General features: G+C 44.4%; 12 protein-coding genes, 2 pseudogenes and 1 riboswitch. Of the genes and pseudogenes, 7 read left to right on the top strand and 7 right to left on the bottom strand.

What is annotated here, in order from left to right; translation table 11 throughout:
* Nucleotides 1-501 precede the first annotated feature (501 nt).
* From ACWHAR_RS15630 to ACWHAR_RS15650, 5 genes are all read left to right on the top strand, one after another.
* The gene (locus tag ACWHAR_RS15630) at nt 502-1779 is read left to right on the top strand and encodes an Nramp family divalent metal transporter (RefSeq protein ID WP_087920751.1); all 1278 of its coding nucleotides are present in this window, start codon (nt 502-504) and stop codon (nt 1777-1779) included.
* Nucleotides 1780-1884: 105 nt separating this feature from the next.
* Nucleotides 1885-2151, top strand: coding sequence for a hypothetical protein (locus ACWHAR_RS15635; protein WP_007609521.1), 267 nt, complete (start codon nt 1885-1887; stop codon nt 2149-2151).
* Nucleotides 2152-2374: 223 nt separating this feature from the next.
* Nucleotides 2375-2953 carry a hypothetical protein gene (locus ACWHAR_RS15640; RefSeq protein WP_171006740.1) on the top strand — a complete coding sequence of 193 codons (579 nt, stop codon included), beginning with the start codon at nt 2375-2377 and terminating at the stop codon, nt 2951-2953.
* 95 nt (nt 2954-3048) lie between these two features.
* Nucleotides 3049-3606 (top strand): hypothetical protein, encoded by a 558-nt coding sequence (locus tag ACWHAR_RS15645; protein WP_032872960.1) that lies wholly within the window; start codon nt 3049-3051, stop codon nt 3604-3606.
* 380 nt (nt 3607-3986) lie between these two features.
* Nucleotides 3987-4217: a hypothetical protein gene (locus tag ACWHAR_RS15650; protein WP_032872955.1), complete on the top strand. Its 231-nt coding sequence runs from the start codon at nt 3987-3989 to the stop codon at nt 4215-4217.
* A gap of 392 nt (nt 4218-4609) precedes the next feature.
* Here ACWHAR_RS15650 and ACWHAR_RS15655 read toward each other — a convergent pair whose 3' ends face one another.
* Together ACWHAR_RS15655 and ACWHAR_RS15660 are read right to left on the bottom strand one after the other, a co-directional pair.
* Nucleotides 4610-4744 carry a hypothetical protein gene (locus tag ACWHAR_RS15655; RefSeq protein WP_255322095.1) on the bottom strand — a complete coding sequence of 45 codons (135 nt, stop codon included), beginning with the start codon at nt 4742-4744 and terminating at the stop codon, nt 4610-4612.
* The gene (locus tag ACWHAR_RS15660; RefSeq protein ID WP_032872953.1) at nt 4744-5874 is read right to left on the bottom strand and encodes a Rap family tetratricopeptide repeat protein; all 1131 of its coding nucleotides are present in this window, start codon (nt 5872-5874) and stop codon (nt 4744-4746) included. Before ACWHAR_RS15660 ends, ACWHAR_RS15655 begins: the two co-directional genes overlap by 1 nt.
* A gap of 663 nt (nt 5875-6537) precedes the next feature.
* Between ACWHAR_RS15660 and ACWHAR_RS15665 the strand changes: the two genes are divergently transcribed.
* Together ACWHAR_RS15665 and ACWHAR_RS15670 are read left to right on the top strand one after the other, a co-directional pair.
* Complete coding sequence (locus ACWHAR_RS15665) at nt 6538-6987, top strand: hypothetical protein (RefSeq protein ID WP_049589365.1); 450 nt, start codon at nt 6538-6540, stop codon at nt 6985-6987.
* Between the two features lie 63 nt (nt 6988-7050).
* Nucleotides 7051-7608 (top strand): hypothetical protein, encoded by a 558-nt coding sequence (locus ACWHAR_RS15670; RefSeq protein WP_032872951.1) that lies wholly within the window; start codon nt 7051-7053, stop codon nt 7606-7608.
* Nucleotides 7609-7643: 35 nt separating this feature from the next.
* Here ACWHAR_RS15670 and ACWHAR_RS15675 read toward each other — a convergent pair.
* The 5 genes and pseudogenes from ACWHAR_RS15675 to ACWHAR_RS15695 form a co-directional block, all read right to left on the bottom strand.
* A pseudogene (locus ACWHAR_RS15675) lies at nt 7644-7904 on the bottom strand (peptidoglycan-binding domain-containing protein); the annotation flags it as partial.
* A gap of 413 nt (nt 7905-8317) precedes the next feature.
* Complete coding sequence (locus ACWHAR_RS15680) at nt 8318-10039, bottom strand: pyruvate oxidase (protein ID WP_014304370.1); 1722 nt, start codon at nt 10037-10039, stop codon at nt 8318-8320.
* A gap of 57 nt (nt 10040-10096) precedes the next feature.
* Nucleotides 10097-10541 (bottom strand): annotated as a pseudogene (locus ACWHAR_RS15685) (NUDIX hydrolase).
* Nucleotides 10542-10594: 53 nt separating this feature from the next.
* Complete coding sequence (locus ACWHAR_RS15690) at nt 10595-12415, bottom strand: APC family permease (protein WP_032872947.1); 1821 nt, start codon at nt 12413-12415, stop codon at nt 10595-10597.
* A gap of 156 nt (nt 12416-12571) precedes the next feature.
* A riboswitch (cyclic di-AMP (ydaO/yuaA leader) is annotated at nt 12572-12718 on the bottom strand.
* Nucleotides 12719-12852: 134 nt separating this feature from the next.
* Nucleotides 12853-14958: a cellulose biosynthesis cyclic di-GMP-binding regulatory protein BcsB gene (locus tag ACWHAR_RS15695; RefSeq protein ID WP_032872945.1), complete on the bottom strand. Its 2106-nt coding sequence runs from the start codon at nt 14956-14958 to the stop codon at nt 12853-12855.
* Nucleotides 14959-14961: the final 3 nt, after the last annotated feature.

Here is a 14961-nt window from a genome sequence, read left to right on the forward strand (position 1 = left end):
GACTGGAATCACTGATATATCGTTGATTCAAACGTTTATTCAGAGCGGTCCGAGTTTTTCCGGAGGTCATTTGAATGGTACAGAAAGGTTTTATCTTCCAATGGAAAGAAACATTATTATTCTATTTACCCGGGAAAACGGAGGAAATACAGCGTCTTTTTCTAAGGATCAGTTGGGCGGACAGGAAGTTGTGAAGTTATATGAGCAAGTGTCCTCTTTTCATCTTTTTAAAAGAACGCTCAACGCATCCGCGCATGATCGGACGCGGAAACACGCTTTGCGAACGGCATCGCTTCTTTCCCGGAACGATGCCGTTTTCATTTTCGGACCTTTCTTCGGCGGGATACATATCATAGATAAAACAGGGCATCTATGTGCCGGTTTATTGAACATAAAGAACTTGACATCTCATAATAGCAGATTTATGATGTAGATAAAATAATTTGCGTCTAGGAAACTTTTTGTTATTTAGCTAAAAATCTATCGGAATTTAGGTGAGACATAATGAGCAAAGACATCTCAGCACAATCACTGCAAGCAAAAGCCGTGCAGGATGCACTTGACGGCAAAAGCAAGGGATTCAAGCGGCTTCTGCCTTTCTTAGGCCCAGCCTTTATCGCGGCGATTGCCTACATTGATCCGGGAAACTTCGCTACGAATATCTCAGCTGGTTCGAAATTTGGGTATATGCTGCTGTGGGTCATCCTCTTTTCAAACTTGATGGCTTTTTTAATCCAAGTTCTTTCCGCGAAGCTCGGCATTGCCACGGGTAAAAACCTTCCGGAAATCGCCAGAGACCGGTATCCGAAATGGGTATCAGCCGGGCTGTGGATACAGGGTGAACTGGTGATTATGGCAACTGATCTGGCAGAATTTATCGGGGCGGCGCTCGGACTCAACCTGCTGTTCGGCATACCGATGGTTGAAGCGGCCATTATCGCGGCGATCGGATCATTCGCGATTTTAGAGCTGCAGCGCCGGGGTTACCGGGCGCTGGAAGCGGGCATCGCCGGACTTCTGTTTGTCGTGGTGATCGCCTTCGCTCTGCAAACCTTCTTTGCCAAACCTGACGCCGCTTCCGTTCTCGAAGGGCTGTTTATCCCGAAAATTGACGGAATGGACAGTGTGCTCTTGGCAACCGGGATACTCGGCGCAACCGTGATGCCGCATGCCATTTACTTACATTCCGCACTGACACAGCGCCGTGTCGTCGGAAAAACGGATAGTGAGCGGAAAAAGATTTTTAGATTCGAGACGATTGACATTCTCATCGCGATGGTGATCGCCGGGGCGATTAACGCAAGCATGCTCATCGTCGCTGCCGCGCTTTTCTTCAAGAACGGGCTGTATGTAGAAGATTTAGACGTGGCTTATCAGCAATTCGGCCACTATATCGGACCGGCTTCAGCCATTCTCTTCGGGATCGGGCTGCTGGCCGCAGGGCTTTCAAGCTCTTCTGTCGGCACATTGTCAGGCGATATTATCATGCAGGGCTTCATCCGTTACCGTATCCCGCTTTACTTGCGGCGTTTCATTACCATCATTCCCCCGATGATCATCATTATCTCAGGGGTCAACGCCACAGAAGCGCTCGTATGGAGCCAGGTCGTTCTTTCATTCGGCATCTCCTTTGCTCTCGTGCCGCTGATTATGTTTACAAGCAATAAACGCCTGATGGGCGCCCTGACGAACCGAAGATGGGTGACGGCTCTTGCCTGGCTGATTGCGGTTTTAGTGATCGCGCTTAATTTGTTTGTGATCTACGATTCATTCCGTTAGAAAAAAACCGGCCATAGCGGCCGGTTTTTCTTTTGACGCCGGGTGCCGTTCGTATCTTTTTCCGGGCGTTTTTGGTATGATAGAAGAAAAATCGGAGTTTTGCTTATGTCAGTATTTATCCTTTTTTATCTGTGGATTGTGCCGATTGTCATCGGCATCTTCTGTTCTCTTATTGCTTATCGGACAACGGGTAAGAAACGTCTGATTCCCGGCTTTTTCATGATCGCATTAAGCATCGTTTCCTTAATTACGGGGCTTTGGATCGGCGGGGTGAACTATCATGTGTTCATCGGGGGCATGTTTTTATTCGGTACGTTATTGGCCGGCTCTGCCTTCCCGTTTTTCTTCGCTCTTTCACGCAAACGAAAATAAACAGGCATGCCGCCTGTTTATTTTTATTCATTAACCCTAAATTATAAAACCGCTCCGATAATGTGATTCCGCCTCAAACAGCCTGTACATGTGTTATATAGGCTTCAGCCCATGTCCCATCATCGAAACTGCAGCCAAAATGAATCCTGCTAAAGAAGATTTTGAATTATAAGAAAAATACTGTATTAAAATCCTATTTACCCCAAAAATACCTATTGATAGAATGGTATCTGAGAGGGGAAAATGTTCAAAGCGGATCATATCGGTCCCGCCTAAATACATAGTCTTTCATTTCTCTCTACACTACATTTCTAAAGGAGGATTTCCCATTAAACACGCAGCTAAAGGCATTCTGTTTGCCGCATCTTTAGCCCTTGTAACTACTGCTTTTGTCCCCGCATCCTTAGCTAAAGAAAATCATAATAATACTGCCAATGCCACTGGAACGGCCAAATCATTTTTTTATCAGACTGATACGCAATTTTCCTACGGACTTAAAGCACAAAGCGATGCATCTGTGTCAAAACCAGTCAAAGATGTAATCAGAGAAGTGCTGAAAAATAAAACAAAATTATTCAATCTTGTTGAAAAATTAGCAGGAAAGAAAATAAGAAATGAACTCGAATCCGTTTTCAATGAACACATAGAACCGGTTTTAAAGAAAATGCTGAACGAGTATGTCGCCTTAAGCTGGGCTGACGTGGAAAAGAATCTTTATCTTTCACTTAAAAAGTCCGGACTTTCTGACAGCCAGGCTAAAAACCTCGCTCAATTGACAACTTTAGCAATGAAAGCATTTTAAAATCATTCATAAATGATCGTCAGGAAAATACGTATGAAGTAATGCAAAGTGCTGTTAGATTCACTCTAATAGCACTTTTTCATTGGAGATGTCACATGACTGTCTTTTTTACTGTTCTGCTCACTTTCTTATGCTGCCTTGTGATTTCATCTCTTATTTTTATGATTCTATTAAAAAAAGAGATCGTGGATACACCGCCAAACCGCTTAGCTCATGCAGCATTCATAGGGCTTATTGGATTCTCTCTGTTCTTCGCTATAACTGTACCCAGCCTAGTTATTTATTTTGCAGCTATAACTGTAAATCATTTTTTCGGAGAATATATCATATATGGTTCACTTTCAGACTTATACATATTTTCTGTCGTCGTCAGTATCTTAGCTTTAGTTTATATGCTTATCCTTACGGCAATTGTAAAAGGAATGACTCATGTTTTGACATTGCCTGCTTGGTCAGCCTACATCCTTGAATTCATTTTTGCATGGGCTGCTGTTTACTTCTCAATTCAATACGTTTCCAATCATATCATTGAGAACATATCTATATTTCAAGGCGGAGAAATTCTTCTTTCATTGTTCATCACTTTCTTATTTTCGGGATTGGATATCCTTTTCACTAATTTGGATAAGATCACAAAAGAGAAATTAGGCTAAGGGGGTAACAAATATGAGGATCATGACATATATATCCTATTTTTCTATTTATTTCGTTTTGCAGGTGGTATGGCTGCTGTTAATAAAAAGAACCTCTAATATATCTCTGATAGATATGATTACGGTGTCCTTCTTATTCACCCTCTTTATGTTCATCTTGGATCATATTTTCAAAAAAAAGCGGACAAATTAGGGACTGTTTTTTAATAATCCTCGGGCTTCTCTTTCGTTTTGAAATGATTCCGGATCTGGAGATGTTTCGATGAGCCATTCATTAATGAATAACACCAGTCTCCGTAAAATACTTCTCCTTTTATATAACATCCTGACTTTTCCGTCATATATTCATACGAAAAAACTGCAAAAGGGAGTAATAAAACATGATATTGTTTATTGGCAAGTTCATGTTGCTCTTTTTACTCTGTTCGCTGGCATATTATCTATTTAAAATTGTTTATTACAATATAGGGAAGAACATTGCGCTTAAAACCTTGAAAGGGACAAAGACAAACCGGACGGCACATGTGTTTGTCAAAAATGGAACTACACTGAATGAGGGAGATTACTTTATGATCGCTGTTGTGACCGCTCTCTGGCTGTTCTTGAGATGAATTGCACTGAGCACTGGTCCTTCATAAGTTTCTTGATCAGCCATCGCTCGCCAGCTGTGGTTTTTCACAATCTCCGTTTCCGTTTAGGGCGGCTAAATGCAAGCCAAGTCGCTCAACAAACAAAAAAAATAAACAGGCATGCAGCCTGTTTATCAAGGTCGAAATCTTCTCGATAGCTCCTTTGTTTTTCCTTGAATGATTGAAGAAAGGCTTAAAAATGGACGGCGTCTTTCTCATGCATGCATCGTTCAAGAAATCATCACAGCAAAACGGAAAAGTGAACGCAATACAAGTAACGCTTAAGAACCTTATGAGGCTGCGTATGTTGATTACTGGATAAGAAAAAGAAATCCCCCAGTCTTAAAAGATGGAGGTCAAAAATTGGAGAATACTTAAATATTTATAGCTTTTTCAGCGATGTGGAAAGTTCCAGAATCACTCATTTCAGCAGTATAAACATTTGTTACACTTAATAATCCAGTGAAAAGAATAGCGATTAAAGCGGAGCTGATTATAACCTTTTTCATTATATAGCCTCCGTAACCTTAAGTATTTGTGTTTGGGCGTGTATGGTTTTCTTTAAAAAGTTTCTTCCCTCTGCATAGTTTCTCTTCTCAAAATGAAAGTCACCTAATTTTTCAGTCAGCTCTGCGAAATCAGACCAAAGGCGTTTCCCTTCTAAGTAGCCTAAGCTTTGTTTCACTGCTGTTTCATTATATTCTTCGTATAATGAATTAATGATTTTTAATTTAGCCAAATATTCTTCTTCATTAGAAGTCCGAGCACGATTTAGAGCCGTTTCATAAAAGAAACGTGCTTCCTTGGCTTTATCACATTGGTACAGGACATTCGCCATCATATATAATGATCTCACTCCATACACTGTATCAATATGTTCTTTCACGTCTATTGCCTTTTTGAAATTCTCTTCAGCAGCAATCAAATTTTTCCCTCTTAAATAAACTAAGCCTAAGTTATGAAAGATCACTCCGATAATTCTTTTCACTTTTTCCTCATCCAAGCCACGGGCGATACTTAATGCTTCCCGATAATATGATTCTGCCTCCGTCAGCCTGTACATATCGTACATGTTAGCACCGACCATCATATTACAGCCAATCACTTTCACTTTGTATAGTTGACTTTTTTCAAACAATTGCTTGGCTTTTTTTAAATGATTGAGGGAAACAAAGTGCTGATCAATTTGATAATAGGCATCAGCTATTTTGTAATGAAATTCAGCTTGCTCCATTTCATCTGATACAGCATTCAACTCTCTCTCTGCTTTGCGATAATAGCTTATCGCTTCAACATACTCTTTATGATCAAATTCATACATTCCACGAAAAAACAATGAGTAATATTTCAAGAGGCCTGTAAGTCTTTTTTGTGGTTTTTCTATTTTTTCAAGCAGTTCGTCGACTGTAGGGCGATCTCTATATCTGTCTTCCGGCTCCAAGGAATCTAACATCAATTGGTGACGAAAGCACATCAATGAATAAAAGACAAGCAAATCCTGATCCTCTTCCATCTCCTCTATTTCCTGTTCTACTTCAGCCTTTAAAATCTCAGCATCAGGCACACTGAACTGGCGAATCATTTTGTACCATTCATTGATCTTGACACCAACTTGGGACGACGGCAAAACTTGATCCATATATACCTCTCCCTCTAATCACTATTTTTGTAATATTATAACTATTTGAACAAAAAGTGAAAACGAAAAAAAACCGCAATTCTCTTTTGCGTCATAATCACTTTGATTAACTTGTTTTTAAACAAGCCTCAGGTAAATTATAACTCAACATTAAATACTGTATAAAAATACTATTTACCCAAAAAATACCTATTGATAGAATGGTATCTGAAGGAGGTGGAAAAATATTCAAAGCGGAGAATATAGGACTATCCTAAATACATAGTCTTGCATTCCGCTGGCAGATTACATTCCTAAGGGAGGGTTTTTCTTTAAACCCGTAGCTAATGGTATTCTATTTGCCACATCTTTAGCTCTTGTAACTACTTCTTTTGTCCCCACATCCTTAGCTGAAGAAAACCGTGATATTACTACTAATGCCACTGGAATTACCAAACCAATTTTTTATAATAATTGATAAGCCGTTTCCCTTTTAGCTTGAACTGGTTTTAAAGAAGCTATTAAACGAATATGTTTCCTTGAGTTGTACTGACATGGAGAGGATATTTATCTTTCACTTAAAAAGTCTGGACTTTCTGACAAGGCTAAAAGCCTCGCTCATTGGACAACGTTAGCGATGAAACATTTTATTATTATTCATAAATTATTAGGAGGAAAATATATATGAAGAAGAAAGTAATTCCTGTAGTTTTAAGCGCAACTCTACTTACATCATTCTTGGGTACTTCAGGTGCTTTAGCAGCTGAAAACAGAACCGCAACTCCTGTACCGGTAACGAAAACTGCACCAGGAACTATTCCAACTGGAATGCCTGGCACTATTCCAACCAAAGCGGCTCTCAATGGTGACTACCAAACCCAAGGTGTAGTTTCATGGTCCTATAAGGCTTTCAGAGCTGCCTGCCGTTCAGGTGGATGGCTTTTATCAAAAGCCTTAAAGCCTTTCTCCCCTAAAGCTGCGGCATGGATTAGAAAAAATTCTAAAAAGGTTGCCGACATTATGGATAAAGGTGAAAATTGGGGTGTAAAACAATTTACAAAAGCTTTTAAAGCTATCGGAGCTCCTACAGATGTAGCTACCACTTTAGCTAAATTCATTGTTGCTTTGATTTAACATATTTAAAATTTAAAGTGCTGTTAGACTCACTCTAATAGCACTTTTTCATTGGAGGTTAACATGGCTATCTTTATTACCGTATTGCTCACCATACTATGCTGTCTTGTTATTTCATCTCTTATTTTTATGATTCTATTAAAAAAGGAGATTGTGGATACACCACCCAACCACTTAGCTCATGCAGCATTCATAGGGCTTATTGGATTCTCCCTGTTCTTCGCTATAACTGTACCTAGCCTAGTTATTTATTTTGTAGCTATAACTGTAAATCATTTTTTCGGAGAGTATATCATCTATGGTTCACTTTCAGACTTATACATATTTTCTGTCGTCGTAAGTATTTTAGCTTTAATTTATATGCTAATCCTTATGGCAATTGTAAAAGGAATTACTCATATTTTTAAATTACCTACTTGGTTAGCCTATATACTTGAATTCATTTTTGCATGGGCTGCTGTTTACTTCTCAATTAAATATGTTTCCAATAATATCATTGAAAACATATCTATATTTCAAGGTGGAGAAATTCTTCTTTCATTCTTCATAACTTTCTTATTTTCGGGCCTGGATATACTTTTTACTAATTTGGATAAGATCTCAAAAGAGAAATTAGGCTAATAAAAAGAAAAGCAGGCAATTTAGAGCCTGCTTTTTTATTTCCATTTTAACATTTCTCCAAGCCTTGCTTTCGTTTTCGGCCCGTAAATGCCGTCAGCAGTCAATCCATACATGGACTGGAACCGTTTGACTGCATTTGCTGTTTTCGACCCGTATGCACCATCTATTCCGTTATTCTTCGCCCCTTTGTCCGGATAGTAATAAAGAGCCGCCAAAGCTGTCTGTATCTGTTTCACGGACGTTCCCTTAGTTAAGGGGCTTGTCACTTTAAAAACGCCTGAAGGCAGCGTGTAAGATGATTTTTTGCCTTTTGTTGGGGGCTGGCCGAATCCGTCAGCTTTAATACTTGGCCGACTTTGATAAAATTCGGATTCTTGATGCCGTTCAACCTTTGCAGGGTGGCCATGCTCACGCCGTTTTTCTGTGCAATGACAGAAAGAGCATCGCCTTTCTTGACGGTGTACGTCGCCCCGCTGGTCTTAGTTCCTGTTTTTGCTGATAAGGGCTGGGCGATGCTGATGTGCGAACCACGTTTGTTATGAACTGTCCTGGTCCTTCTTAAGTTTTTTATCAGCCATCGCTCGCCAGCTGTGGTTATTCACAATCTCCGTTTCCGTTTAGGACGGCTATATGCAAGCCAAGTCGCCTCAACAAACAAAAAAATAAACAGGCATGCTGCCTGTTTATTTTTTTGTAAGCGCCGGCTTTTTTAAAACAGCCGTTTTAAGCTTTTCTTGAGTGACGGCATTTCGATTTTTTGGTTTTCAAAGAAGTTTTTCAGCATGTATTTGCTGAAGCCCTTCGCTTGGCCGTAAGTGATTTTTCCCGGAAGCGGCGGCTCATCGCCGATGACGGCGTCGATGACGACTGGCTCATTTGAGTTGAGCGCTTCATGAAAAGCGGGAGCCAATTCCTCGTGTTTCGTCACTTTGATGCCTTTTGCTCCGCAGCTTTCTGCAAAAGCGGCGTAATCCATATTTTGCAGCTGGGTGACGTAGTCAATGTTGCCTTTGACCCGCTGTTCATATTCAATCATGCCTAAATTTTCGTTGTTTAAAACGACAACCGTAATCGGCAGTTTGTATTTAACAGCCGTCGGCAGGTCCTGCATCACCATTGAAAATCCGCCGTCTCCGCAAATGGCGATGGACTGCCGCTCAGGTTCGGCAAGGCTTGCGGCAATCGCTCCCGGAAGCCCGCATCCCATCGTGGCGAGCCAGCTTGAGACGATAAAGTCCTGCTTCTTCATTTTAAAATGGCGGGCCATCCACACCGTAACCGTTCCGACATCCACCGACAGGACAGCGTCCTCTGCGGCGGCATCCTGAAGCCGGGCAATGACCTGCTGCGGCTTGAGCGGATGAGTCGCTTCGGTTTCATCCTTTTCGATTTCCTTCCACCAATGCTTCATGTGCTCGGTGCAGGCGTCTAAAAATCTTCTGTCTTCTTTATATTCAATGTATTCCGTCAGCTCTTTCAGCCCCAGAGCCGCATCACTGACAATTCCCGCATTGACGGGATAGCGCTTCCCGATTTTCGCCGGATCCGAATCAAGCTGAATGGCAGGCGTATCATCTGGGAGATAATCCCTGTACGGGAACGATGTGCCGAGCATAATCAGCAGATCACATTCCTCCATGGCTTCGTAGGCGGGCTTTGTGCCGATTTGTCCGAGATTCCCGAGAAAGTGGGGATGGCTGTCAGGCACGACGCCTTTTGCCGGAAGGGTAATCACAATTGGAGCGGCCGCTTTATCGGCGAATGCGAGCAGCTCCTCTTTTGCTGATTTTAACCCTTGGCCGGCGAGAATGACCGGTTTTTTTGCGTTGTTAATATATTGCGCGCATGTCACGAGATGTTCTTTTTTCGGCTCTATATCGGCTTTGAGGTATATCGGCGATGTATAAACCGGCTCCCGTTTGATTTTTTGCGCGAATAAATCATCAGAAACGGTTAAAACGGCAACGCCTTTTTTGCTGTAAGCCGTGCGGATCGCCTGATTCAGAAGATCGGGCAGCGCTTCTGCCGTATGTACTTGCTGGTTGAACACCGCCACGTCCTCAAACATTTGCTCTAATTTGATTTCCTGAAAGCTGTCACGGCCGATTTCATCGGAAGCCACCTGTCCCGCAATCGCCAGCACCGGAACGCCGTCCGCTTTGGCGTCGTATAAACCGTTCAGCAGATGAACGGCCCCCGGCCCTGCGATTGAAAGACAGACACCGATCTGCCCGGTCAGTTTTGCCTCAGCCGCGGCGGCCAGGGCTGCGACTTCTTCGTGCCGGGTTTGGATGAATGTCAGGTTATTTCGTTCATGTCTCAGTTCTTCGATAAATTCATTAATGCTGTCTCCGGGAATGCCGTATATATGACCGACTCCCCATTGTTCAAGCAGCTCCGTCATTACGTGTCCTGCTGTTTTACTTGGCATACTGCATCCTCCTTTTACCTGTATTCATCCCCTTTTTCAAACGGGTTGAAACACGGGCTATACTCTCAGCTTTTTTCTTAGCAGATCAAGGATGGATAACAGATTCCGGTCTTTAAGGACTGCCTTATGATTTGCCGCCCCATTGAGTCCGTCTTTTATTTGCTGTTTTCTGTTCGGCACCATGAACAGCGGCAGCCGGTTTGGGGAAAACCAGCGTAAGGCGGCGGTTTCCGGCCCGTTCATCAGCGGAGTTCCTCCGGTAATGGCTCCGATGAAAACGTGCTGTGTATCTTCAAATGCCGGCCTTTCATACTCACCGGCTTTTTTTATGATGGTCACGTTATAACCGGTTTCTTCGAAGGCCTCTCTGACGGCTGCGGCTTCAGGTGTTTCACCTTCTGCGATCCCGCCGCCGGGCAAATCCCATAAGGGAATGTTTTCGTTTTACGAGCAATATGTCCCGCCCGTCATTTTGTATGATGACAAAAGCGCCTTGTGCCATGTCGTCCTCCTTTACAAAAAAGACCGCGGCATTTCAGCCTGCGGTCTTTGCCGTTACTTTTTAAAATGATACGGCAGGGTGGCGACGATGATGTCCTTCTTCCAAAACAGCCGGACGCGGAGCAAGAAGGCTGATTGGTTGTGAAGGATGGTCTGCCAGCGTTTCTTCGTAATAAATTGCGGAAACAGCACCATCACGGAGAACTGTTCTTTTTTCGCTTTCTGTTCGACCGTTTCTAAAAACTTATCAAACGGGTGAACCAAACTGCGGTATGAGGAATGCAGGGTGACGAGGCGGACGCCGTTATGAAGCTCTTCCCAGCGCTTTTCCACCTTTTTTTCGTTTTCTCTGTCAAAGGAAACATGAACCGCAATGACCTGATCCGATAATGATTTCGCATACTGAATCGATTTTTGGACGACGGTGGTGACACCGGCGACAGGCACGATGACGACAGTTCCCTTGATTTCCTCAGGCTGCTGATCAACGACCCGCAGCTGTTCGCCGACCGCGGTGTAGTGATTTTTAATGACGAAAAACAGCATGACGACAGCAGGCATGAATAACAGCACCGGCCAGACAAGATTGAACTTTGTCGCGAATAAAATACACAGCACCATAAATGAAATGGCGGCGCCGCATGAGTTGATCAGCATTTTTACCGCCCAGCCCTTCGGCTTCTGCCTGATCCACTTGATGCACATTCCCGTTTGCGACAGCGTAAACGGAATGAACACGCCGACAGCATAAAGCGGAATTAAATGTTCCGTGCGGCCCCCGAATAAAAGAATGAGCAAGATGGACGCGATACCGAGAAAGATAATTCCGTTTGAAAATCCTAACCGGTCGCCCCGTACCGTAAACATTCTCGGCATATACTGATCGCGCGCTAAATTAAACGCCAGCTGCGGAAAAGCGGAAAAGCCCGTATTCGCCGCAAGCACGAGAATCAAGGATGTAACGCCTTGAATGAAATAATACACCGTATGGCGGCCGAAAGTTTCCGCGGCGATTTGTGAAATAACGGTCTCGTCAGGCTTCGGTCCCGTGCCGTAGCCGTACGCCAGCACCGTAATCCCCGTAAATAAGATCGCCAGCAGAATCCCCATCATGGCCAAAGTGCGGGCCGCGTTTTTCGCCGGAGGATTTTTAAAGGCAGGGATCGCGTTTGAAATGGCTTCAACACCGGTCAGTGCCGAACAGCCGGATGAAAAGGCCTTCAGCAGCAAAAACAGCGTGATGCCCGCCACGGGTGTGCCGATCGGCGTGTGTTCGGCCGGATGAACCTGACCCGTCATAAGCTTAAACAGTCCGACGACGATCAAAAGGACAAGCGCCGCCACAAACAGATAGACGGGATACGCCAAAATGGACGCCGACTCTGACAGTCCTCTCAAATTTAAAATCATAATCAGAATCACAAGCAAAACAGCAATGAGCAAATGATGCGGGTGCAAAGCCGGAAATGCCGATGTAATGGCGTCAGTTCCGGCAGAAATGCTTACCGCCACCGTCAGAATATAATCAACAAGCAATGAGCCGCCCGCAATCAGGCCCGGCTTCTCACCAAGGTTTTCTTTTGAAACCATATAAGCGCCTCCGCCTTGCGGATAAGCGTAAATAATCTGTCTGTAGGACAGAATCAAAGCAAGCAGCAAAATGAGAACGCCGACTGCGATCGGAATGGAATACCAAAACGCGGCCGCGCTTACCGCAGCCAAAATGATCAGAATCTGTTCCGTTCCGTAAGCAACTGATGACAGCGCGTCTGAAGAAAGCATGGCGAGCGCCTTGAGTTTCGTGAGTTTCTGCTCTCCGGCCGCCTGTGATTTCAGCGGTTTCCCAATCAAAAATCTTTTGATTGAATGGTACATTTGTTGTCTTCCCCTTTTTTTCATTTTCCGTTTGATTTACAAACTCTTACTGCTATGATGTCTCCGAATGCTGATTGCATGCCTTATTTCAGCACAGCAAAAAGACACAGAGGCAAACGGATGCCCCTGCGCCATAATCGTGCACAGGTTTCATTCATCTCCTCTCATGAACGCTTACGAGGTTAGCTGTCGGATTCGGGCTTATGAGAGTTGGCCCTACCTGAAAAAGGATTCACCCCAAGCGGCATGACGCGCCGCAAATTGGTTCCCCCGCTCTGATTACAGATTAAGCGATATAGATTATAAAAGAGATCATACTCCCGTCCCGTTCAGTTGTAAAGGGGCTTTTATGCTGTTTCAAAAATAAAAAAATCACCGCCAAAAATGGAAATAAAAATACAAAAAAAGAGGCCTGTTAACGGCCTCTTTTTCCTTCATTACTCTTCGCTTTTTTCATGATCCGTTTTTCTTTTTTTCCTTCTTGCCGTCAGCCAGATCAGACCGGCCGCAATGATCATAAGCGCCGCGAAAACAGCGATATACGTGACGTTCAGTGTTGCGGAACGGCTTTTCGTATCAGCCGATGGACTGCTGTTATCTGACTTGATTTGCTGATGGTTCGAAAACAGCTGCTTGCCTGTCGTTTCGTTGACGACGGTTGCCGCATCGCTTGTGCTGTCTAAAAAGCTGATCAGCTCTTTTGTGACAGCCGCGCCGCTTCCTGATAACGGAGCAAAAACAGCAATACTGCTGTCTGAGTCCCAAGGTGATTTCTGGGTAAACGCGACTTGTTTCGTTGTCTCATTCAGCATCTGAAACGAAGAAACATCGTAAGCTCCGCTGCGGTCTGACGGCACGAGAAGCTTAGAGGCGTTTGATTTCAAAAGCGGAATTTGCGGCAGGCCTCCGATAAACACAACATTCCGGCCTTTGGCATCCGCTTCCTTCATGTCTGATGCCGTCTTTACGGTAAAGCCGTTTCCGAATGAATCCGCCACCAGAGAAAGTTCTTTCAGTGTCTGCATGTTTACGTCATTCGGGATGACGATCACTGTTTTCTCTTTCCCGCCGCCCGCAAACGGGAGCGGCCATTGCCCGAAGTCCGCTTTCTGCGCCGCATCGCTTACCGGATACGTCAGCGTGCTGCTTTTATCAATATAGACCCATTTGTTTTCGTCACGGTCGATACACGGATTGTTATGTTTCAAACCTGATGTGACAAATTGCAGATCAATGTACCTGCTGCTTCGCAAAAGCTTCGGATCAATCGGGATTGAGACGTGGTAAAAGCCGTCTTTATCTTGATTGCCGAGATCATCAAGACGCACCGCATTCGGCTGTCCGTTGACCATGACGTTCAGTTCCGCTCTCTCAGCATCATCATCTGAATCCGCCTTCGTCCGGACCGATTCCGACGTCTTTAATGTGAGCGAAAACTTGACCTTCCCGTCTTTATCAACAGCGGCCGCCGCAGGGTAAAAGAAGTGCTCTGACGCCGTTTTGTTTGATCCGACCGTTACATTTCCCGCGCCGAAGTCCTCTAGTGTCAGTTTATTGCCTGTCTTTTCCGCAGCGGGCTGAAGGCGGCCGATTGTCAAAGTATCTCCGCCCAGCTGGCTTGAATAAGCGCTGTCTGTGATGACGCGGATTTTATCCGCCAGCGTTTTGTCTGATTGCGCCGTGACAAACAGGACGGGCTGCCGTTTGTCCCCTGATGTCAGAACCCGTTCAGCGAGAAGAAGTTTGTTGTCTTCCGCTTTGATGTTCCCCCGTTCGAAAAGCTCTTTTATTTTCCCGTTCCAATGCTGATCAGCGCCGATGACAATTGACGGATTGCTGATTTTGCCGGCGTCGGATTCTTTTACATAGGATACCTTCAGCCTGCTGTCTGCCGTTTTCAGATATGCTTCTGTTTTGACTGCGGCTTCAGCTTCCGCCGAGGTCGGTTTGTCAGGAAGGATAATATCGGTTTCTTCACCCGTATTGCCTGATTGGGCAAACGGATACGGGAAATGGCCGAGATCCGCTCCCTTTGACTTGCTTGCTTCTGAAAGCACAAGGCGGCTGTCCGGATAAATTTTTATCCAGTTGCCTGACGTATCCTGCCTGACGCAGACGCCCTCTTTTAATACGCCGTAAAATCGTAATGATACATTGTGATAGCCTTGGGCGGATTGGCTTTTGCTGAGATTGAGCTTCACCGTTTTCCGCTTGGAACTGCCGTCAAGCTTTATGGATTTGACGGGTTCATCATCAATGGCGATGGTTAAAGAAGACGGGGCAATTAATAAGTTTGACGCCTCGTAATCAATCAGAAGCGACTGATCGGCATTCGAAGCTCCCGCAGGAATCTGATAGGTCAGCTCTGCGCTGTCTTTCGCCCCGTACAGTGTCATCAGATCGCCGGTCAGCGCCTGCTGCTCTTTTGCGCCGGCGCTTGTTCCGAGGGCGGAACCGTCCGTTTTCAGTTCCCGGGCCGCGGCCGCCTGCCCGTTATACATCAATAGCAAAAGGCCAGTTATCAATATGATCGCTTTTTTCAAAAA

It is taken from the genome of Bacillus sp. LR--39, from assembly GCF_053613335.1.